19 protein-coding genes are annotated in these 19,721 nt (G+C 68.5%); 6 read left to right on the top strand and 13 right to left on the bottom strand.

Annotated elements, in window-relative coordinates; all coding sequences use genetic code 11:
* Positions 1 to 7: 7 nt before the first annotated feature.
* The 3 genes from M9979_RS16110 to M9979_RS16100 all read right to left on the bottom strand — a co-directional run bounded on the left by M9979_RS16110 (position 8) and on the right by M9979_RS16100 (position 2,488).
* A complete protein-coding gene (locus M9979_RS16110; RefSeq protein WP_254290377.1) occupies positions 8 to 319 on the bottom strand; it encodes a YggT family protein in 312 nt (103 codons plus the stop codon).
* A gap of 461 nt (positions 320 to 780) precedes the next feature.
* Positions 781 to 1,680, bottom strand: a complete 900-nt coding sequence (gene argB / locus M9979_RS16105) for an acetylglutamate kinase (protein WP_254290376.1) — start codon at positions 1,678 to 1,680, stop codon at positions 781 to 783.
* 130 nt (positions 1,681 to 1,810) lie between these two features.
* Positions 1,811 to 2,488, bottom strand: coding sequence for a queuosine precursor transporter (locus M9979_RS16100; RefSeq protein ID WP_254290375.1), 678 nt, complete (start codon positions 2,486 to 2,488; stop codon positions 1,811 to 1,813).
* Positions 2,489 to 2,799: 311 nt separating this feature from the next.
* Between M9979_RS16100 and M9979_RS16095 the strand changes: the two genes are divergently transcribed.
* Together M9979_RS16095 and M9979_RS16090 are read left to right on the top strand one after the other, a co-directional pair.
* A complete protein-coding gene (locus M9979_RS16095) occupies positions 2,800 to 4,134 on the top strand; it encodes a NupC/NupG family nucleoside CNT transporter (protein ID WP_254290374.1) in 1,335 nt (444 codons plus the stop codon).
* A gap of 11 nt (positions 4,135 to 4,145) precedes the next feature.
* A complete protein-coding gene (locus tag M9979_RS16090) occupies positions 4,146 to 5,501 on the top strand; it encodes an amino acid permease (RefSeq protein ID WP_254290373.1) in 1,356 nt (451 codons plus the stop codon).
* Between the two features lie 77 nt (positions 5,502 to 5,578).
* Here the strand turns inward: M9979_RS16090 and M9979_RS16085 are convergent, their stop codons facing one another.
* The 7 genes from M9979_RS16085 to gluQRS all read right to left on the bottom strand — a co-directional run bounded on the left by M9979_RS16085 (position 5,579) and on the right by gluQRS (position 10,858).
* Positions 5,579 to 5,725: a hypothetical protein gene (locus M9979_RS16085; protein ID WP_254290372.1), complete on the bottom strand. Its 147-nt coding sequence runs from the start codon at positions 5,723 to 5,725 to the stop codon at positions 5,579 to 5,581.
* Entirely contained in the window at positions 5,722 to 6,591 is an 870-nt protein-coding gene (locus M9979_RS16080; protein ID WP_254290394.1) for a 3-hydroxybutyryl-CoA dehydrogenase, read from the bottom strand. The genes M9979_RS16085 and M9979_RS16080 overlap by 4 nt, the downstream gene beginning before the upstream one ends.
* A gap of 100 nt (positions 6,592 to 6,691) precedes the next feature.
* Positions 6,692 to 7,669 carry an L-histidine N(alpha)-methyltransferase gene (gene egtD, locus M9979_RS16075; RefSeq protein ID WP_254290371.1) on the bottom strand — a complete coding sequence of 326 codons (978 nt, stop codon included), beginning with the start codon at positions 7,667 to 7,669 and terminating at the stop codon, positions 6,692 to 6,694.
* On the bottom strand, positions 7,670 to 8,923 hold the full coding sequence (egtB, locus tag M9979_RS16070; protein ID WP_254290370.1) for an ergothioneine biosynthesis protein EgtB: 1,254 nt from the start codon (positions 8,921 to 8,923) through the stop codon (positions 7,670 to 7,672).
* 195 nt (positions 8,924 to 9,118) lie between these two features.
* Positions 9,119 to 9,667 (bottom strand): cob(I)yrinic acid a,c-diamide adenosyltransferase, encoded by a 549-nt coding sequence (locus tag M9979_RS16065; RefSeq protein ID WP_254290369.1) that lies wholly within the window; start codon positions 9,665 to 9,667, stop codon positions 9,119 to 9,121.
* A gap of 89 nt (positions 9,668 to 9,756) precedes the next feature.
* Complete coding sequence (locus M9979_RS16060; protein WP_254290368.1) at positions 9,757 to 9,987, bottom strand: twin transmembrane helix small protein; 231 nt, start codon at positions 9,985 to 9,987, stop codon at positions 9,757 to 9,759.
* 10 nt (positions 9,988 to 9,997) lie between these two features.
* Positions 9,998 to 10,858 carry a tRNA glutamyl-Q(34) synthetase GluQRS gene (gene gluQRS / locus M9979_RS16055; RefSeq protein ID WP_254290367.1) on the bottom strand — a complete coding sequence of 287 codons (861 nt, stop codon included), beginning with the start codon at positions 10,856 to 10,858 and terminating at the stop codon, positions 9,998 to 10,000.
* A gap of 128 nt (positions 10,859 to 10,986) precedes the next feature.
* Between gluQRS and M9979_RS16050 the strand changes: the two genes are divergently transcribed.
* The 3 genes from M9979_RS16050 to ppc all read left to right on the top strand — a co-directional run bounded on the left by M9979_RS16050 (position 10,987) and on the right by ppc (position 15,021).
* Complete coding sequence (locus M9979_RS16050) at positions 10,987 to 11,553, top strand: HNH endonuclease (RefSeq protein ID WP_254290366.1); 567 nt, start codon at positions 10,987 to 10,989, stop codon at positions 11,551 to 11,553.
* A 58-nt stretch (positions 11,554 to 11,611) separates the two neighbouring features.
* Complete coding sequence (locus M9979_RS16045; protein WP_254290393.1) at positions 11,612 to 12,028, top strand: EF-hand domain-containing protein; 417 nt, start codon at positions 11,612 to 11,614, stop codon at positions 12,026 to 12,028.
* Positions 12,029 to 12,336: 308 nt separating this feature from the next.
* Positions 12,337 to 15,021: a phosphoenolpyruvate carboxylase gene (ppc, locus tag M9979_RS16040; RefSeq protein WP_254290365.1), complete on the top strand. Its 2,685-nt coding sequence runs from the start codon at positions 12,337 to 12,339 to the stop codon at positions 15,019 to 15,021.
* Positions 15,022 to 15,154: 133 nt separating this feature from the next.
* Here the strand turns inward: ppc and M9979_RS16035 are convergent, their stop codons facing one another.
* Genes M9979_RS16035 through M9979_RS16025 form a run of 3 tightly spaced genes read right to left on the bottom strand, consistent with a single transcriptional unit; the run spans position 15,155 to position 18,185 of the window.
* The gene (locus M9979_RS16035) at positions 15,155 to 15,550 is read right to left on the bottom strand and encodes an acyl-CoA thioesterase (protein ID WP_254290364.1); all 396 of its coding nucleotides are present in this window, start codon (positions 15,548 to 15,550) and stop codon (positions 15,155 to 15,157) included.
* The gene (locus M9979_RS16030; protein ID WP_254290392.1) at positions 15,547 to 16,113 is read right to left on the bottom strand and encodes a DedA family protein; all 567 of its coding nucleotides are present in this window, start codon (positions 16,111 to 16,113) and stop codon (positions 15,547 to 15,549) included. Before M9979_RS16030 ends, M9979_RS16035 begins: the two co-directional genes overlap by 4 nt.
* Positions 16,110 to 18,185, bottom strand: coding sequence for a S9 family peptidase (locus M9979_RS16025; RefSeq protein ID WP_254290363.1), 2,076 nt, complete (start codon positions 18,183 to 18,185; stop codon positions 16,110 to 16,112). The genes M9979_RS16030 and M9979_RS16025 overlap by 4 nt, the downstream gene beginning before the upstream one ends.
* 291 nt (positions 18,186 to 18,476) lie before the next feature.
* Between M9979_RS16025 and M9979_RS16020 the strand changes: the two genes are divergently transcribed.
* Positions 18,477 to 19,412, top strand: coding sequence for a DUF808 domain-containing protein (locus M9979_RS16020; RefSeq protein ID WP_254290362.1), 936 nt, complete (start codon positions 18,477 to 18,479; stop codon positions 19,410 to 19,412).
* Positions 19,413 to 19,721 lie beyond the last annotated feature (309 nt).

The raw sequence follows: 19,721 nt of genomic DNA, 5'->3' as shown, positions 1-19,721 counted from the left end.
ATCGCCTTCAGACGGCGCCGTTCGCCAGCAGGCTCATCGCGATATTGGGCAGGATGACGCTGTCGAGGATGCGGATCACGATCAGCACCACCAGCGGCGCCAGATCGATACCGCTGATATTGGGCAGGATCCGGCGCAGCGGCCGGTAGAGCGGCTCGGTCAGCCGATCGAGCCCGTAATGCAGCGAGCTGACGAAATTGTTCGACGTGTTGATGACGTTGAACACGATCAGCAGCGACAGCACGAACTGGACCATGATGATCCACCACAGCACGTTCAGCAGCACCTGGAGGATCTGGATAAGGGTGAGCGCGATCACACGGAGGCTCCGGATAAGGGGGTCGTGCCGGACGTAGCGATCAAGCGCCTCGCCGAACAGGGGGTGCCCCTAATTCCTCATCGACACGAAACTCCGTTCGTGCTGGTGAGCAGGTCGCCGAGCCCCCCAGGCTCGACTGAAACATCCGGGGGATGTTTCACCTGCTCACTGTCGAAGTACGGTGAGTCCAATGCCCTTCGACAGGCTCAGGGCGAACGGTTGGATGGTGGATCGGTGCACGCCTACATAGCGACCGTCGCATATGGAGGGGTAACCAGCGGAGCGCCCCACATCCCTCGTCACCCCGGACTTGTTCCGGGGTCCACCGGGCCACAGGCGTTGGACAGGAGGTTCCAGCGTCGCGCTTGCCGAAGGGTGGACCCCGGAACACGTCCGGGGTGACGAAGGGATGGAGAACGGCCGCATCAATCCCATCGGCCAACCGCGCTCGGGCGGTCGGCTTACGCGTGCACCAACGTCCCCGCGCCCGCCGACGTAAAGATCTCCAGCAGCATCGCATGCGGCACGCGCCCGTCGAGGATCACCGCGGCGTCCACCCCCGATTCGACCGCGGCGACGCACGTATCGACCTTGGGGATCATCCCCCCCGAAATCGTCCCGTCTGCCTTCAGCGCGGCGATCCGCGCCGGGTCGAGGTCGGTCAGCAGTACCTTGTCCTTGTCGAGCACGCCGGCGACGTCGGTCAGCAGGAAGAAGCGCGACGCGCCCAGCGCCGCCGCGATCGCGCCCGCCATCGTGTCGGCATTGATGTTGTAGGTATGCCCGTCCGCGCCCAGCGCGATCGGCGCGACCACCGGGATGATGCCGCTGCCCGACAGCGTATCGATGATCGTCCGGTCGACCGCGACCGGTTCGCCGACGAAGCCCAGATCGACGTGGCGCTCGATCCCCTGCAGCGTGTCGGGCGTCTCGCGCCCCACTTTCACCGCGGTGACGAGGTTGGCGTCCTTGCCCGAAATGCCGACCGCGCGCCCGCCCGCCTGGCCGATCCAGGCGACGATTTCCTTGTTGATCGATCCGGCAAGGACCATCTCGGCGATCCGCGCGGTCTCCGCATCGGTGACGCGCAGACCGTCGATGAAGCGTGATTCGACCCCCAGCCGCTTCAGCATCGCGCCGATCTGCGGCCCGCCGCCATGGACGACGACCGGGTTGATCCCGACCGCCTTCAGCAGCACCACATCCTCGGCGAAGTCGCGCGCCAGCTCGGGATCGCCCATCGCGTGGCCGCCGTATTTCACCACGAACGTCTGCCCGGCATAGCGCTGCAGATACGGCAGCGCCTCGGTCAGCGTCTCGGCCTTGTGGAGCAGCGCGGCATGGTGCGGGGAGTCGGTCATGGCCGCGCCTTTAGCGGGGAGCGCGACGCCTGAGTAGCGGGTTTAGCGATGCCACCCCCCGAACCGTTCGTGCTGGTGAACAGGTGAGACTCATGCCCTTCGACAGGCTCAGGGCAAACGGGAAAAGCCGTTACGCCCCCCGATCCAGCCGCCGCCCCAGCCCGACGAACAGATAGATCAACGGCGGCACCAGGATCGCCGACAGCAGCACCTTGGCGATCATCTGCCCGAGCAGCAGCTCGCCGATCGGGAACACGCCGGCGAACGCGATCGACACGAACAGCAGCGTATCGACCACTTGGCTCAGCACGCTGGCGATCCCCGCACGCAGCCACAGCAGCCCGCCGCCCTCGCGCCCCTTCAACGCCGCAAAGATCGTCACATTGAGCGTCTGCGATATGCCATAGGCGACGATCCCGCCCAGCCAGATCCGTGGCGTCCCGCCCATGATCGTCGCGAACGCATCGCGCCGCACCGGGTCCATGTCGGCGGCGGCGGGCACCGACAGCACGACGATCGACAGCAGGATCGACACCACCAGCGGCACGAAGCCGATCTGCACCAGCCGGTTGGCGACGTGCCGCCCGTGCAGCTCGGCGACCGCGCTCGACACGACGACGAGCAGCAGGAACGCGAAGATCCCCGCCTCCACCGCCAGCGGCCCCAGCCCGACGAGCGGCCCCAGCGCCGACAGCGGCCCCAGCGCCACCTGCTTGTTGCCGAGCACGCCCGCGATGCAGACCATGCCGCCGTAGAAGATCGAGAAGGCGAAGAGCGAGCGCGGAATGGCGCGGGCGGGAGTGTCCATCACCGCGACGCTAACGGCTTTGGCGCCAAGGTCAAACGGGTTGCCGCCGGTGGGCGCGATGTAGGAGGCGACCGATCGCCATACCTCCTCCGTCACCCCGGACTCGTTCCGGGGTCCACCGGGCCGCGAGCACAGGGCAAGAGGCTCGAGCCGTACGCCTCGCCGCGGAGTGGACCCCGGAACGAGTCCGGGGTGACGGAGGGAGCTTGACGGAGCACACCCTCAATCCCCGCTGGTCTCACGAAAAACGCCGTGTATGCTGGCCTGTCGCCGCCGGGGGGCTGCGGCGGTTCATTCCCGCAGGGCCATTCATGCATCGTATCCTGATCGGCGTCGCCGGTATCCTCGTCATCCTCGGCATCGCCTTCGCGCTCTCCACCGATCGCCGCGCGATCCGGCTGCGCGTCGTCGGCGCGGCGTTCGCGCTGCAGGCGGTGATCGCGACGATCGTGCTCTACTGGGGGCCGGGGCGGCAGGCGCTCGCCGGCGCCTCGGCGGGCGTCTCGGCGCTGCTCGGCTATTCGCAGCGCGGCACCGAATTCCTGTTCGGCAAGCTCGCCACGCCCGAGATCGGCGGGCAGAGCTTCGCGATCGCCGCGCTGCCGGTCATCATCTTCTTCGCCAGCCTCGTCTCGATCCTCTACTACCTCGGCGTCATGCAGCTGGTGGTGCGCTGGGTCGGCGGCGGAATCGAGAAGGTCGTCGGCACGTCCAAGGTCGAATCGCTCTGCGCCGCGGCGAACATCTTCGTCGGCCAGTCCGAATCGCCGCTCGTCATCCGCCCCTACCTCGCCGGCCTCACCCCGCCGCAGCTGTTCACGGTGATGACCAGCGGCATGGCGGGCGTCGCCGGCACCATCCTCGCCGCATACGCGTCGATGGGCATCCGCATCGAATACCTCCTCGCGGCGAGCTTCATGGCCGCGCCCGGCGGCATCCTGATGGCCAAGATCATCATGCCCGACCGCAGCGTGCCGCCCGAAGGCGAATTGCCGCTCGGCGACCAGCCCGACGAGAACCGGGTCATCGCGCTCGCCGAACACCGGATCAGCGGCGCCGGCCCCGCCGCGCTGCTGCCCGAAGGCGGCACGCCGGGCGAACCGCTGCCCGAGGCGACGCACGACGAGGAAAAGCCCGCCAACCTCATCATGGCCGCCGCACAGGGTGCGCAGACCGGCGTGCGGCTCGCGGTCGCGGTCGGCGCGATGGTGCTGGCGTTCGTCGCGCTGGTCGCGCTCGCCAACGGCCTGCTCGGCGGGCTCGGCAGCCTCGTCGGCCTGCCCGGCCTCAGCTTCCAGGCGCTGCTCGGTTACGTCTTCCAGCCGGTGATGTTCCTCCTGAACGTGCCATGGGACGAGGCGGCCATCGCCGGCGGGCTGTTCGGCGAGAAGATCGTGCTCAACGAATTCGTCGCCTATATCGACCTCGGCAAGCAGACCGCACTGTCGGCGCGCACCGTCGCGGTCGTCACCTTCGCGCTGTGCGGCTTCGCCAATTTCTCGTCGATCGCGATCCAGATGGCGGTCACCGGCAGCCTCGCCCCCAACCAGCGGCCGATGATCGCCAGGCTGGGCCTGCGCGCGCTCGCCGCGGGCAGCCTCGCCAACCTCATGTCGGCGGCGCTCGCCGGCCTGCTGATCGGCTGAGCCGTGCGACGATGACCGGCCTCAAGCGCACCCTGGGGCCGGGCCAGCTGGCGATGATCGCGATCGGCGGCGCGATCGGCACCGGGCTGTTCCTCGGCAGCGGCTTCGCGATCCAACTCGCCGGGCCCGCAGTGCTGGTCAGCTATGCGATCGGCGGGCTCGTCACGCTGTCGCTGATGGGGTGCCTCGCCGAGATGACCGTCGCGGACCCGGCGACGGGATCGTTCGGGCTGTTCGCCGAACGTTATCTCGGCCGCTTCGCCGGCTTCCTGGTCCGCTACGCCTATGTCACCTGCATCATCCTCGCGATCGGGACGGAGGTGACCGCGGTCGCGATCTACATGCGCTACTGGGCGCCCGAGGTGCCGGGGCTGTGGTGGATCGCGGGGTTCGCGCTGGCGCTGCTCGGGGTCAACCTCGCCAGCGTGCGCGCCTTCGGGGCGGTCGAATACCTCTTCTCCGCGATCAAGATCGCCGCGATCCTCGCCTTCATCCTGCTCGGCGGCTGGCTGATCGTGCGCAACGGCACGGGACTGGCCAACTACACCGCGCACGGCGGGTTCGCGCCGCACGGGATCGGCGGCATCTGGACCGCGGTGATCGTGTCGATCTTCAGCTATCTCAGCATCGAGATGATCGCGGTCGCCGCGGGCGAGGCGCGCGATCCCGAACGCGCGATCGTCCGCGCCTTCCGTTCGACGATGCTGCGCCTCGCGCTCTTCTACCTCGGCAGCCTCGCGGTGATGCTGGCGGTGCTGCCGTGGACTGAGGCCGGGACCGCGACTAGCCCGTTCGTCACCGTCATGGCGGCGAGCGGCCTGCCCTATGCCGCCGGGATCATCAATGCGGTGGTGCTGGTCGCGGCGCTGTCGGCGATGAACAGCCAGCTCTACACCGCCTCGCGCATGCTGTTCAGCCTCGCCGAAAGCGGCCTCGCGCCGGTCGCATTGGCGCGGGTCGATTCGCGCGGCGTGCCGGTCGCGGCGCTGCTGGTGTCGGCGGCGGGAATCGCGGTGGCGGGCGGCGTCTACGCCTGGCGGCCGGATGCCGCATTCGGGGTGATGATCGCGGTGTCGATCTTCGGCGCGCTGTTCACGTGGGGGATGATCTTCGTCACCCACCTCGCCTTCCGCCGCCGGCATGGCGCGCCGGCCGCGTTCCGGCTGTGGGGCCATCCGTGGACCAGCCTCGCCGGCGCGCTGGCGATCCTTGCGATCCTGCTGACGACGCCCTTCACCGCGCCGTTCGCGCTGACGCTGGTGTACGGGGTGCCGTTCCTGGCGGTGCTGGCCGGTGTTTACCTCGTCCGGTTCGGCCCTCTCTCGTCATCCCGACGAAAGTCGGGACCCATGGATGCAGGCGGCTGATGGCAAGGCGATCCAACCGAGCGCACTGAAACCATGGGTCCCGGCGTTCGCCGGGATGACGGAGAAGTGGCGGCAGCCTATTCGTCGGTCCGCATCTTCACCTTGTTGGGCAGGTCCTTGCCCTTGGTCCGGCGCGACGGCAGCTGCACCGGGTTCTTCTTCTTCCACTCCTTGTAGGTCATCGGACCCTCGGGTGTATCGACGATCGTATCATCCAGGCTCATCGGGTCGGCTCCGGCGTCGCCCCGCTGTAATCGTAGAAGCCGCGCCCGGTCTTGCGCCCGTACCAGCCCGCCTCGACATATTTCACCAGCAGCGGCGCCGGCCGGAACTTGGGATCGCCCGTCCCCTCGTACAGTACCCGCGTGATCTCCAGGCACGTATCGAGCCCGATGAAATCGGCGAGCGTCAGCGGCCCCATCGGATGATTGAGCCCCAGCTGGCAGGCGAGATCGATATCGCGGATCGTCGCCACGCCCTCGCCGAGCGCGAAGACGGCTTCGTTGATCATCGGCATCAGCACGCGGTTGACGATGAACCCCGGCGCATCGTTCGCGCGCACCACCGCCTTGCCGAGACGTTCGGCATAATCCTCGATTCTCGCGACCGTCGTATCCGAGGTCGCAAGCCCACGGATCACCTCGATCAGCCCCATCACCGGCACCGGATTGAAGAAATGCACGCCGATGAACCGCGCCGGATCGGGCGAGCTCTGTGCCAGCCGCGTGATCGGGATCGACGAGGTATTCGACGCCAGGATCGCATCCGCACCCATCACCGCGCCGACATTCTTGAAGATCGCGCGCTTGATCTCCTCGCGCTCGGTCGCCGCCTCGATCACCAGCGCGCAGTCACCCATCGCCGCGACGTCGCCGACCGTCTCGATCCGGCCGAGCGTCGCGTCGCGCGTCGCGGCATCGATCTTCTCCTTCTCGACCGCGCGCGCGAGCTGCTTGGCGATCCCCGCCTTGCCCGCCTCGGCGCGCTCCTGCGACACGTCGGACAGGATCACGCGATAACCCGCCGCGGCGGACACCTGCGCGATGCCCGCGCCCATCTGGCCTGCGCCGATCACACCAACTGCCTGCATCATGACTCTCCTTTTGCCGGCCGCTCTAGCGGCTTTCGCGCGGATCGTCAGCCGTCCGGCGTGTGCCCGTCCGCACGCAGACCGGCACCGGGCGCGTGGGTCAGGGCGCCGGCCGCTCCGCCTGCGCTTCGGCGAGGTAGAGGCCGAACAGGCTATCGGGATCGGTCCATTCGCGGATCGGCGTCCACCCGCCCGACCGCAGCAGGATGCGCGCATCGCGCGATCCGTATTTGTGGCTGTTCTCGGTGTGGATGCTCTCGCCCGCCCCAACCGAAAACGGCCGCCCGTCGACGGCAAAGGACACGTCGCGCGTCGCCACCAGATGCATCTCGATCCGCGCGCGATCGTCGTTCCACCGCGCCTCGTGCGCGAAGGCGTCGATGGGGATCGTACCGTCCAGCTCGCGGTTGATCCGTTCGAGCAGGTTGCGGTTGAACGCCGCGGTCACGCCGGCGGCATCGTCATAGGCGGCGACCAGCGTGCCTTCGTCCTTGATCCGGTCCATCCCGATCAGCAGCATCGCACCCTCCCCTAGCGACGCGCGCATCGCACGCAGCAGGTCGACCGCCATCAGCGGGATCATGTTGCCGATCGTCGATCCGGGAAAAAACCCCAGCTTGGGCGTCGCCGCGATCGTCTGCGGCAGCGCGAGCGGGCGCAGGAAATCCGCCTCGAACGGCAGCACCAGCAGCTCGGGAAACGCCGCCGACAGCACCCGCGACGATTCGCGCAGGAAGTCGCCCGAGATATCGATCGGCACATAGGCCGACGGCCGCACCGTGCTCAGCAGCAGCGGGGTCTTCACCGACGACCCCGACCCGAACTCGACCACCGCACGCCCCGGCCCGGCGATCTCCGCCACCTGCGGACAGGCGGTTCCAAGCATCGCCGTCTCGGTCCGCGTCGGATAATATTCGGGCAGATCGGTGATCGCCTCGAACAGCTCCGACCCGCGCCGGTCGTAGAACCAGCGCGCGGGGATCGCGCGCGGCCGGCGTTCCAGCCCGGCGAGCACATCGGCGCGGAACTGCGGATCGGCGAGGCTCGCCTGACCGTCCTCGATCTCGGGCTTCAGCATTCAGACGTCCTTGGCGAGCCGCACGCCGGTGAACTGCCAGCGCTGGTGGGGATAGAAGAAATTGCGATAGCTCGCCCGCGCATGGCCGCGCGGGGTCGCGCAGCTGCCGCCGCGCAGCACGAACTGGCCGCTCATGAACTTGCCGTTATATTCGCCGACCGCGCCCTCGCAGGCACGAAAGCCGGGATAGGGACGATAGGCGCTGCCCGTCCATTCCCAGACGTCGCCGAAGAAGCCCGGCGCATTTGTTGCCGGCCGCGGCTCGACCGGCCCCGCGGCGTCGAGCTGGTTGCCGCCCGCCGCGTCATGGGCCTGTGCCGCCGCCTCCCATTCGAACTCGGTCGGCAGCCGCGCGCCCGCCCAGCTGGCATAGGCATCCGCCTCGTAGAAGCTGACATGCGTCACCGGCGCGGCGGGGTCGAGTCCACGTCGTCCATCGAGCCCGAACCGCGTCCAGCCGCCGTCCTGCTCTTCCCAATACAGTGGCGCGGAAATCCCTTCCGCCTTCACCCACGCCCAACCATCGGCGAGCCAATGCGCCGGGTCGCGATAACCGCCATCGGCGATGAACGCCGCCCATTCGCCGTTGGTGACGGTGCGGTCGGCGATCGCATGGCGCACGAGCAGCGCATCGTGCCGCGGCCCCTCGCAATCGAACGCGAAGCCATCACCGTCATGCCCGACCCGCACGATCCCCGCCGGCCGTTCGATCCAGCGGATCGCGGCGGGCATCGCCACCGGCACCTTGGGCGCCGCTGGCCAGATCGCCGGTTCGAGCGGGTTTTCGCCGAACAGGTGGAGCATGTCGGTGACGAGCAGCTCCTGATGCTGCTCCTCGTGATGACAGCCGAGCGCCACCAATTCCTGCGCCGCAGCGGGCAGATCGGGCAGCGCCGCGACCAGCGCCGCATCGACATAGGCGCGATAGGCGCGCACCTCGTCCAGCGTCGGCCGGGTAATCATCCCGCGGCGGTCGCGCGCATGGCGCCGCCCCTCCGCCTCGTAATAGCTGTTGAACAGGAACGGAAAACGCTCGTCGTGCAGCCGATAACCCGGCACGGAATCGCGCAGCACGAACGTCTCGAAGAACCACGTCGTATGCGCCAGATGCCATTTGGCCGGCGACGCATCGGGCATCGACTGCACGGTCGCATCGGCATCGGACAGCGGCGCGGTCAGCGCCAGCGTCAGCGCACGCACCGCTTCGTACCGTGCGACGAGCGGTATCGAGGGCTTCGGGGCGATCTTCAACATGGCCAATATCCCCCGCTTATTCCGCCGCAAGACGGGACAGCGCGCGAAACCGGAAAGGGTTGCAGCAGATCAGGACGTTTTCGGCAGAAACGCCTCCGCCCCAAACCGTCACCCCAGCGAACGCTGGGGTCTTCGGGCGGCAGGCGGATCCGCTATGCACAGACCCCAGCGTGCGCCGGGGTGACGATCGGCAGGCTACCGGCTCGCCCCCGGCCGCCACAGCACGTCGCCCTCGCCACGCCCATTCACCGCGCGCGCCGCGACGAACAGCCAGTCGGACAGGCGGTTGAGATAGGCCATCGCATCGACGTTCAACCCGCCGACCGCCACCGCACTCCGCTCCGCGCGCCGCACGATCGCGCGTGCCAGATGCAGCGCCGCCGCCGCGGCATCGCCACCGGGCAGGATGAAGCTGGTCAGGGGCGCCAGCCCCGCGTTCATCGCGTCGATCTCCGCCTCCAGCCGCGCGACCTGCGCCGGCACGATGCGCAGCGCACCGTCGATGCCTTCGGGGGTGGCGATATCCGCGCCGAGGTCGAACAGGTCGTTCTGGATCACCACCAGCCGCGCCGCCGGATCGGCCCCCGCCAGCGCCGCGACCGCCGCCCCGATCGCGCTGTTCGCCTCGTCGACGTCGCCGATCGCCGCCATCCGCGCATCCGCCTTCGACACGCGCGATCCATCGACGAGGCCCGTCGTCCCGGCGTCGCCGGTGCGCGTGTAGATGCGGTTGAGCTTGACCATGATGAGCTATGAGAACTTCAAGTGATCCGTTCGTGCTGAGCCTGTCGAAGTGCGTTGAGACTCAGGCCCTTGGACGCAAACAAGCGCGATCAGGTGCGCCCGGCGGCGAACAGGATCACGACGACGATCAGGATCGCCAGCGCCTGGAAGAAGATGCGCTGCTGCATCATCCGGTTCGATTTCAGCGACGCCGCCGACGGCCCCTCACCGCCGCGAACCTGCGCGTGGCTTTCCTGGAGGAAGGCGATGATGCCGCGGACCAGCGCGACCACCGTCGCCAGCATCGCCGCGATCAGCAGTATGACGAGGAAGGTGTTCATGCGCGCAAGCCTACTCCTCCCGGGCGCCGATGGGAAGCCGCCCGGCACGCAGCGCCGCGGCGAGCGCCGAACCGTCCTCTCCCGCTTCCCGCAGATCGGCGAGCGCCGGCGCGCCGTTGCGCTTGGCCAGCCGCGCGCCGTCGGCCCCGATCAGCAGCGGATGATGCCGATAGACCGGCGTCGGCAGCCCGAGCAGCGCCTGCAGCAACCGTTGAACATCGGTCGCGCGCAACAGGTCGACGCCGCGCACCACGTCGGTCACCCCCTGCGCGGCATCGTCGATCGTGACCGCAAGGTGATAGCTCGCCAGCGCATCCTTGCGCGCCAGCACGACGTCGCCGAACGCCGCCGGATCGGCGCGTTGCTCGCCCGCGATGCGATCGGTCCAGACCAGCGGCCCGACCCGCGCCACCGCCGCATCCATCGCCAGCCGCCACGCATGCGGCGCGCCCGCCGCGATCAGGCCCGCGACCTCACCGGCCGAACGACGGCGGCAGGTGCCCGGATAGACCAGCCCGTCCGGCCCATGATGCGGCGCACTGGCGCTTCCCGCGATATCGGCACGCGTACAGAAACAGGGGTAGAGCAGCCCCATCGCCCGCAACCGGTCCAGCGCATCCTCGTACGCGGCCCCGCGCGTCGATTGCCGCAAAACCGGCCCGTCCCACGTCAACCCCAGCCACGCGAGATCCTCGAAGATCCCCGCGACGTGGCTCTCCCGACTGCGCGTCCCGTCGATATCCTCGATCCGCAGCAGGAACCGCCCGCCCGCCTCCCGCGCGACGTCATGCGCGCGGATCGCGGCATAGGCATGCCCCAGATGCAGCCGCCCCGTCGGGCTCGGCGCAAAGCGTGTGACCAGTCCGCTCACCGGCCCCACCGCCCGGTTTGCGACCAAAGGTTAACGCAAGCCGCTTGACCCGCATCCATCGCCCGTGCTGTCATACGTGCGTCACTCTCGTGGGCGACATGGCTCGCGGGCAATCCGTGGGAGGAGCCGTGTTTCATCCCGATCTGATCCGTCACCCCGACAGCTGTCCGGCGCTGGTGCTCAACGCCGACTACACGCCGCTGTCCTATTACCCGCTCAGCGTCTGGCCGTGGCAGACCGCGATCAAGGCGGTGTTCCTCGACCGCGTCGATATCGTCGCGCATTACGAGCGCGCCGTGCGCAGCCCGACCGCGGAGATCAAGCTCCCCTCGGTGATCGCGCTCAAGCAATATGTGCGTCCGTCCGCCTTTCCCGCCTTCACCCGCTTCAACCTGTTCCTGCGCGACCGCTTCGCCTGCCAGTATTGCGGGCAGGGTCGCGACCTCACCTTCGACCATGTCGTGCCGCGCGCGCAAGGCGGCCGGACGACGTGGGAGAATGTCGTCACCGCCTGCGCGCCGTGCAACCTCAAGAAGGGCGGTCGCACGCCGAAACAGGCGCACATGCCGCTCTACGTCGAGCCGATCCGCCCGACCAACTGGCATCTGCAGGAACATGGCCGCGCCTTTCCGCCCAACTATCTCCACGACACCTGGCACGACTGGCTCTACTGGGATGTCGAGCTTGAAGCGTAACGAGACGAAAGGCGGGGTTTTGCGTCAGGGGATCATCATCGGCCTGGTTGTTGTGACCATGCTCACAGGCTGCGGCAAGCGCGACGAGAAGCTCGCCGCGGCGGATGCCAATGCGGCGGACTTCGTGCCGCCCGCGGTGACCAGCCGCGTCGATTTCACCAGCGCGATGGAGCGCCGCTTCCGCGGGCTCGACCACAACGGCGACGACCATCTCGACGCCACCGAACTGCCCCGCGCCAACAGCCGCCTGATGGCGATGGACCGGGACAAGGACGGCCAGATCAGCGCGATCGAATGGAGCGAGGGCACGCTCCGGCGCTTCGACCAGATGGACCTCAACCACGACGGCACCGTCACCTCCGAAGAGGAAAGCGAATGGCGCGCCGCCCGCGACGCAGGCCGCGCACCAGCGGCACAGCCGACCGGCCCGGTGCTGGGCGATGCGCTGAGCAACCGGGGCACGGGCGCGCGGTAGCGACCGGACGCCCCGGTCGGTTGCGCACCGACCGACTATCCAAACGCCTTCGTCACCCCGGACTTGTTCCGGGGTCCACCGGGCCGCGGGCGTCAGACAAGAGACTCCAGCTTCACGCTGGCCGAACCGTGGACCCCGGAACAAGTCCGCGGTGACGGAGGAGGTGGGGAAGCCGCTACGCCAGCCACCCGACCCTAAGCGATATCCCTGCGTTCGCGGGGGACGAACCAACCAGACCAACCCCCGCTATCCCCACCCCAATCCCATCCGCGGTTGACCCCGCCCCTACCGCAGCGCAGCATGGTCGCATGGCCACGCTCGACCCCGCATCGCTCCCTCCGATCGCCAACAACCCCGACGTCCGCTTCCTCGGCGCGAAGCTCGGCGACGTCATCCGCGCCTATGGCGGCGATGCGCTGTTCGAGGCGACCGAGGCGATCCGCCGCGCCTCGGTCGAGCGCCACCGCGGCACCGGCGACGGCGATGCGGTCCACCGCCATCTGCAGGACCTCGGCCTCGACGAGACGCTCGATTTCGTCCGCGGCTTCATGCTCTTCTCGATGCTCGCCAACCTCGCCGAGGATCGCCAGGGCATCGCCGCCGAACAGGGCGCCGACGTCGCCGCCGCGCTCGCGACGCTGGAGGCCGAAGGCATCGACCGCGACACGGTCCAGCAACTCCTCGCCCACGCGCTGATCGTCCCCGTGCTCACCGCGCACCCCACCGAGGTGCGGCGCAAGAGCATGATCGACCACCGCAACCGCATCGCGCAGCTGATGACGCTGAAGGACGCCGGCCGCGACGAGACCCCCGACGGCGACCGCGTCGACGACGCGATCACCCGCCAGATCGCGCTGCTGTGGCAGACGCGCGTGCTGCGCCGCGAACGCCTCTACGTCACCGACGAGGTCGAAACCGCGCTCTCCTACATGCGCGACGTGTTCCTGCCGGCGCTGCCCGCGCTCTACCAGCGCTGGGACCGCGCGTTCGGGGAACGCGTGCCGAGCTTCGTCAAGCCCGGCAGCTGGATCGGCGGCGACCGCGACGGCAACCCCTTCGTCACCGCCGATTCGCTGCGCACCGCGCTGGGCCGCGCCTGCGAGGCGGTGCTCGGCTTCTACCTCGACGCGGTCCATGCGCTGGGTGCCGAACTGTCGATCTCGACCGAACACGCCCCCGTCGACGCCGCGGTCGAGGCGCTGGCCGAGGCGAGCGGCGACACCGCCGCCAGCCGCGCCGACGAACCCTATCGCCGCGCGCTCTCGGGCATCTACGCGCGCCTCGCCGCGACGCATCAGGCGCTGACCGGCAAGCCCGCCGCCCGCCCCGGCCACCTCACCGGCAAGGCCTATTCCGACCCGCAGGCGTTCCGCGCCGACCTCGTCGCGATCGCGCACGGCCTGTCCTCCGCGGGCGCGCTCAAGACCGGCGGCGCGCTCGGTCGCCTGATCCGCGCGGTCGAGACGTTCGGCTTCCACCTCGCCACGCTCGACCTGCGCCAGAACAGCGCCGTCCACGAACGCGTCGTCGCCGAACTGCTCAAGACCGCCGGCGTCGCGGACGATTACCTAAGCCTCGACGAAGACGCCCGCGTCGCCCTCCTCCGCCGCGAACTCGCCCACGCGCGCCCGCTCGCCAGCCGCTTCACCACCTATTCGGACGAAACCCACTCCGAGCTGCAGATCGTCCTCGCCGCCGCCGAAGCGCACGCCAAATACGGCCCGGCGTGTATCACCAATTACATCGTCTCGATGGCACAGTCGGTGTCCGACCTGCTCGAGATCAACCTGCTCCTGAAGGAAGTCGGCCTCTATCGCGCCGGGGATGAGCCCAGCGCCGCGATCATGGCCGTGCCGCTGTTCGAGACGGTCGGCGATCTCGAGGCCGCCCCCGGCATCATGACCGACTGGTTCGCGCTCCCCGAGATCGCCGCAATCGCCAGCAAGCGCGGCCATCAGGAGGTGATGATCGGCTATTCGGACAGCAACAAGGACGGCGGCTACCTCACCTCGACGTGGCAATTGTCCAAGGCGTCGACCGCGCTCAAGCCGGTGTTCGAGGCGGCCGGCGTCGGCATGCAGCTGTTCCACGGCCGTGGCGGCGCGGTCGGGCGCGGCGGCGGATCGGCCTTCGCCGCGATCCGCGCACAGCCGCACGGCACCGTGCAGGGCCGCATCCGCATCACCGAACAGGGCGAGGTGATCGCCGCCAAATACGGCACCCGCGACAGCGCGATGACCAACCTGGAGGCGATCGCCGCCGCGACGCTGCTCGCCAGCCTCGAACCGGAACGCCGCTCGAACGCCGAAAACGACGAATTCGGCGCGGCGATGGACGCGCTGTCCGACACCGCCTTCCACGCCTATCGCGACCTCGTCTACGGCACCGAAGGCTTCCGCACCTTCTTCCGCCAGATGACCCCGATCGGCGAGATCGCCGGCCTCAAGATCGGCAGCCGCCCGGCGAGCCGCAAGAAATCGGACGCGATCGAGGACCTGCGCGCCATCCCCTGGGTGTTCAGCTGGGCGCAGGCGCGCGTCATGCTGCCCGGCTGGTACGGCGTCGGCCAGGCGCTCGCCGGCTTCGCGGACAAGGGGCTGCTGAAGGACATGGCACAGGGCTGGCCGCTCTTCGCCTCGACCCTCGCCAACATGGAGATGGTGCTGGCGAAATCCGACATCGCGATCGCCGGCCACTACGCCGAACTGGTCGAAGACCCCGCCCTGCGAGACTCGGTCTTCACCCGCATCCGCGACGCCTGGCACCAGACCCACGACGGCCTGCTCGCAGTCACCGGCCAGACCCGCCTGCTCGAGAAACACCCCGCGCTCGAAGCCTCGATCCGCCTCCGCCTCCCCTATATCGAGCCCTTGAACTTCCTGCAGATCGAACTGATGAAACGCCACCGCGCCGGCGAGGACGACCCCCGCATCGGCGAAGGCATCCTCCTGTCGATCAACGCCATCGCGACGGCGCTGCGCAATTCGGGCTGAATTCCTCCCCGGCACGGGGAGGGGGACCGTTCGCGCAGCGAATGGTGGAGGGGGGTCTCCACGAGCGATGCCATTGGTGGAAGCCCCCCTCCGTCACCGCTACGCGGTGCCACCTCCCCGTGCCGGGGAGGATTCAGGACAAAAACGGCGCCGCCACTTCCGGCCGCACCCGCAGCAACCGCCCGGTGCTGCGCTCCAGCAGCGCCCAGGTGGTCACCGCCTCCACCTTGACCCGGCCGTCCGCGCCGACGAACCGCACATGCCGATCGAACCGCGCGCCCTTCGGCGGTTCCGGCACCCAGGTCTCGCCCGTCACCGTCTCGCCCGCCACCACATTGCCGCGGTAATCGATCTCGTGGCGCGTCACGACCCACACCATCGTCTCGCGATGCACCGCCGGCGCGACCGCGTCCCAATGCGCCACCGCGATATCCTGGATCCAGCGCACCCAGACCGCATTGTTGACGTGGCCGAGCTCGTCGATGTCGTCCTCGACCGCGGTGATCGTCAGCGTGAAGCGTGCGCTCATCCGTCCCTCCTGCGCCACCAGCGGAACGCACCGAATGCGAGACCCAGCACCACCGCCGCCCCCGCCACCCACAGCCACTGCCGCCCATGCGGGCGATAGCGGCCGAGCAATTCGGCGACTCCCGTCCCGAACACGTAGCCCAGGCCGGTGAACAGCACCCCCCACACCGCCGCCGCGACCGCGTTGATCCACAGGAAGGTGCGCGTCGGCACGTCGCTGGTGCCGATCGCGATCGGGCTGACCGTGCGCAGGCCATAGAGGAAGCGGAAGGCGAAGATGAACCCGATCGGACGGCGTTCCAGCGTCTCCAGCGCCCTGGCGAACGCCGGCTTGCCCTGCGCCCGCCGCACCCAGCGATGGTTGCGGAAGCGCCGCCCGGCGGCGAAGAACCCCTGATCCGCGACGAACGACCCCGCCGCCGCCGCGATCGCCGCACCGGGCAGCGACAGCATCCCCTCATGCGCGAACAATCCACCGGCGAGCACCATCGTCTCGCCCTCGATCCCGGCGCCCAGGAAGATCGCGACCAGCCCGTAATCGGCGATGAGCGATTCGATGCTCAGGAGTCGATCCCCAGCTGCCACAGCACGAAGGCATGCTCCTCCGCCGCCTCGCGCAGGCTCTCGAACCGCCCCGACTTGCCGCCATGCCCGGCGCCCATGTTGGTCTTGAGGAGCAGCAAATTATCGTCGGTCTTCGTGGCGCGCAATTTCGCCGCCCATTTCGCCGGCTCCCAGTACGTCACGCGCGGATCGTTGAGCCCGCCCGAAATGAACAACGGCGGATAATCCTGTGCGACGACATTGTCGTACGGACTGTACGACCGGATCAGGTCGAACGCCGCCTTGTCCAGAATTGGATTGCCCCATTCGGGCCATTCCCCCGGGGTCAGCGGCAGATCGGCGTCGAGCATCGTGTTGAGCACGTCGACGAACGGCACGTCGGCGATCACCGCGCCCCACAATTCGGGGTTCGAATTGACCACCGCCCCCATCAGCTCACCCCCCGCCGAGCGCCCCGCGGTGGCGATCCGCCCGGCACTGGTCCAGCCGCCATCGATCAGCCCCTGCGCGACATCGACGAAGTCGTTGAACGTGTTGACGCGCTTCTCCAGCTTGCCGTCGTGATACCATTGCTGGCCAAGGTCGTCGCCGCCGCGGATATGCGCGATGGCATAGGCGAAGCCGCGATCGAGCAGGCTCAATCGCCCGGTCGAGAACCCCGGCGGGATCGCATAGCCGTACGCCCCATAGGCATAGAGGAACAACGGCCGCGACCCGTCGCGCACGAAGCCGGCGGGATAGACGATCGACACCGGCACCTCGGTGCCGTCGCGCACCCTGATCTTCAACCGCTCGGTGGCATAGCCGCCGGCGTCGTACCCCGCCGGAATCTCCTGCACCTTCAGCACGGTCAGCGCACCGCTCGCGACGTCGTAATCGTACACCGTTCCCGGCGTCACCATCGACTCATAGCCCAGCCGCAGCGTGTCGACGGCATATTCGGGATTGTCGCCCAGCCCCGCGGCATAGCTCGCCTCGGGAAAGGTGATCCGCTGCGCCACCGTCGGCGCGTCGTAGCGGTGGATCGCGATCTGATCCAACCCGTCCAGTCGCCCCTCGACCACGAAGAAGTCGGCGTAGCATTCGACCCCCGTCATGTAGAAATGCGGGTCCGCCGGGATCAGCTCGTGCCACTCCCCGGGCGCGTCGATGCTGGCGGTGCACAGCCGCCACATCGGATCGGTATCGTTGGTGTGGATGAACAGCGTACCGTCATGCGCATCGACGTCATATTCGCGTCCCGCCTGCCGGGGAGCGACGAGGATCGGTTCGGCGAAGGGATCGTTCGCGGGCAGCAGCCGGATTTCGCTCGTCACATGGTCGCCGGTGCCGATCACGATCCACTGCCGGTCGCTCGTCTCGGCGACCGCGACGCGATAGCCCTCGTCGTCCTCGTGGAACAGCTCGACGTCCTCGCTCACCGGCGTGCCGAGCCGGTGGAAGCGCGCATTGTCGGTCCGCCACTGGTCGTTGGCGACGCCATACAGGAACCCCGCATCGTCGCTCGTCCAGACGATCTCCGACAGCATCCCCGGAATCACCTCCGGCAGATGCTCGCCGGTATCGAGATCCTTGACCCGCACCTCGAACCGTTCGGCGCCGCTGTCGTCGATTCCATAGGCGAGGTAACGGCCGTCGTTGCTGACCGCGAACGCGCCGAGCCGGAAATACTCCTTGCCCTCGGCCAGCGCCGGCTCGTCGAGCAGCAGCTGGTCGTCGCCGCCCGCCCCATCCTGATTGTTGGCGGGCTTGCGCCACCACTTCCGATACTGGCCACCGGTCTCGTAGGCAGTCCAATAGACCCAGTCGCCGTCCTTCTGCGGCACGGAGGATTCATCCTCCTTGATCCGCGCCTTCATCTCTTCGTACAGCCGGTCGACCAGCGGCCGGTGCGGCGCCATCACGCTTTCGAAATAGGCGTTCTCCGCCTCGAGATAGGCGAGCACGTCGGCATCGTCGACCTCGGGATAGTTCGGGTCCTTCAGCCAGGCATAGGGGTCTTCGATCGTCACGCCATGCGCGGTGAAGCTGTGCGGACGGCGTTCGGCGACGGGGGGCGTGGGCTCGGTCATCGCCTTGCCTTAGAACACGATGGCAGGGGATGGGAAACGGTCTTGAGGCTCACGCCCTCGTCCAGTTTCCTTTCGTCACCCCGGACGTGTTCCGGGGTCCACTTCGCCACGAGCGAGAGGCAAGAGGCTCAAGCTCTTCCCCCGCCGCACGGTGGACCCCGGAACAAGTCCGGGGTGAGGACGTGAGTGGGGCGACCGCTTCCGCCTAAGCAACACGCCAGCAACATCTCACAGGTTGAACCCGCGCGCTCGCGCCGCCATGCACGGCCCACATACAAAGGGGACACGTCAATGGCCGGCGGATTGGTGGCACTGCTCGACGACATCGCGGCGATGGCGAAGCTCGCCGCCGCCAGCCTCGACGACGTCGCGGGCGCGGCGGGCAAGGCGGGCGCGAAGGCGGCGGGCGTCGTCATCGACGATACCGCCGTCACCCCCACCTATGTCGTCGGCCTCAGTCCGGCGCGCGAACTGCCGATCATCTGGAAGATCGCCAAGGGGTCCTTGCGCAACAAACTGATCTTCCTCCTCCCCGCCGCGCTGATCCTCAGCGCCTTCGCGCCCTGGGCGATCACCCCGATCCTGATGGCGGGCGGCGCCTTCCTGTGCTTCGAGGCCGCGGAGAAGATCATCGGCGCGATTACCGGCCACGGCCATGGCGACGAGGCCGCGACCACCACCGATCCCAAGGAGCTGGAAGACCGCCAGGTCGCGGGCGCGGTGCGCACCGACCTGATCCTGTCGGGCGAGATCATGGCGATCGCATTGGGCCAGCTCGCCGACCAGACGCTGCTCAACCAGGCGATCGCGCTCGCACTCGTGGGCATCGCGATCACCGCGGGCGTCTATGGCGTCGTCGCGCTGATCGTGAAGATGGACGACGTCGGCCTCCATCTTGCCGGGCGCCCCGGCGCGGGGAGCCAGGCGCTCGGCCGCGGCCTCGTCGCCGCGATGCCGCGCGTGCTGACCGCGCTGTCGTTGATCGGCACCGCGGCGATGCTGTGGGTCGGCGGCGGCATCATCGTCCATGGCATGGAGGGTTTCGGCCTGACCACGCTCCCGCACGCCATCCACGGCGCGGCGGAGGGCGCGGCGCACGCGGTCGGCGTACTGCCCGGCGTGATCGCATGGCTGGTCGCCGCGATCGGCGCAGGCATCCTCGGCCTGATCGTCGGCGGCATCATCGCCGGCGCGCTGCACCTGCTGCCGCGCCGCAAGGCGCACTGAGCCGTCCCGCCGGTTTAGCCTGCCTCTCCCCGTCAAACTTGGAGATGGCTCCAGACAAACCGTTCGTGCTGGTGAGCAGGTGAGACTCAGGCCCTTCGACAGGCTCAGGGCGAACGGATGGAGTGCATCAGCCGAAACGACAGGCCCACGCTGCCCCAGCCGATACACCTCTGCGTCCTCCGCGCCTCCGCGCGCCAAATTACGCTCCAGCGACATCCGCAATGTTGGACGCCGGCGAAGGGAAACTGTCCTACACCACCCCATCCATGCCACGGTGCGCGACTCGGCGTGGCGCGCCCCCGGTGGTAT

The organism is Sphingomonas liriopis (assembly GCF_024211255.1).
GTDB lineage: Bacteria > Pseudomonadota > Alphaproteobacteria > Sphingomonadales > Sphingomonadaceae > Sphingomonas > Sphingomonas liriopis.
Note: the sequence above shows the minus strand (reverse complement) of the source record. Positions and strands in the feature narration are given on the sequence as shown.

Excerpts from the sequence above, each read along its gene's own strand:
- M9979_RS16060 (WP_254290368.1), bottom strand. The coding sequence starts at position 9,987 with ATGAACACCTTCCTCGTCATACTGCTGATCGCGGCGATGCTGGCGACG.
- M9979_RS16090 (WP_254290373.1), top strand. The coding sequence starts at position 4,146 with ATGACCGGCCTCAAGCGCACCCTGGGGCCGGGCCAGCTGGCGATGATC.
- ppc (WP_254290365.1), top strand. The coding sequence starts at position 12,337 with ATGGCCACGCTCGACCCCGCATCGCTCCCTCCGATCGCCAACAACCCC.
- argB (WP_254290376.1), bottom strand. The coding sequence starts at position 1,680 with ATGACCGACTCCCCGCACCATGCCGCGCTGCTCCACAAGGCCGAGACG.
- M9979_RS16045 (WP_254290393.1), top strand. The coding sequence starts at position 11,612 with ATGCTCACAGGCTGCGGCAAGCGCGACGAGAAGCTCGCCGCGGCGGAT.
- egtD (WP_254290371.1), bottom strand. The coding sequence starts at position 7,669 with ATGCTGAAGCCCGAGATCGAGGACGGTCAGGCGAGCCTCGCCGATCCG.
- M9979_RS16025 (WP_254290363.1), bottom strand. The coding sequence starts at position 18,185 with ATGACCGAGCCCACGCCCCCCGTCGCCGAACGCCGTCCGCACAGCTTC.
- M9979_RS16100 (WP_254290375.1), bottom strand. The coding sequence starts at position 2,488 with ATGGACACTCCCGCCCGCGCCATTCCGCGCTCGCTCTTCGCCTTCTCG.
- M9979_RS16085 (WP_254290372.1), bottom strand. The coding sequence starts at position 5,725 with ATGAGCCTGGATGATACGATCGTCGATACACCCGAGGGTCCGATGACC.
- M9979_RS16080 (WP_254290394.1), bottom strand. The coding sequence starts at position 6,591 with ATGCAGGCAGTTGGTGTGATCGGCGCAGGCCAGATGGGCGCGGGCATC.
- M9979_RS16095 (WP_254290374.1), top strand. The coding sequence starts at position 2,800 with ATGCATCGTATCCTGATCGGCGTCGCCGGTATCCTCGTCATCCTCGGC.
- M9979_RS16020 (WP_254290362.1), top strand. The coding sequence starts at position 18,477 with ATGGCCGGCGGATTGGTGGCACTGCTCGACGACATCGCGGCGATGGCG.
- egtB (WP_254290370.1), bottom strand. The coding sequence starts at position 8,923 with ATGTTGAAGATCGCCCCGAAGCCCTCGATACCGCTCGTCGCACGGTAC.
- M9979_RS16065 (WP_254290369.1), bottom strand. The coding sequence starts at position 9,667 with ATGGTCAAGCTCAACCGCATCTACACGCGCACCGGCGACGCCGGGACG.
- M9979_RS16035 (WP_254290364.1), bottom strand. The coding sequence starts at position 15,550 with ATGAGCGCACGCTTCACGCTGACGATCACCGCGGTCGAGGACGACATC.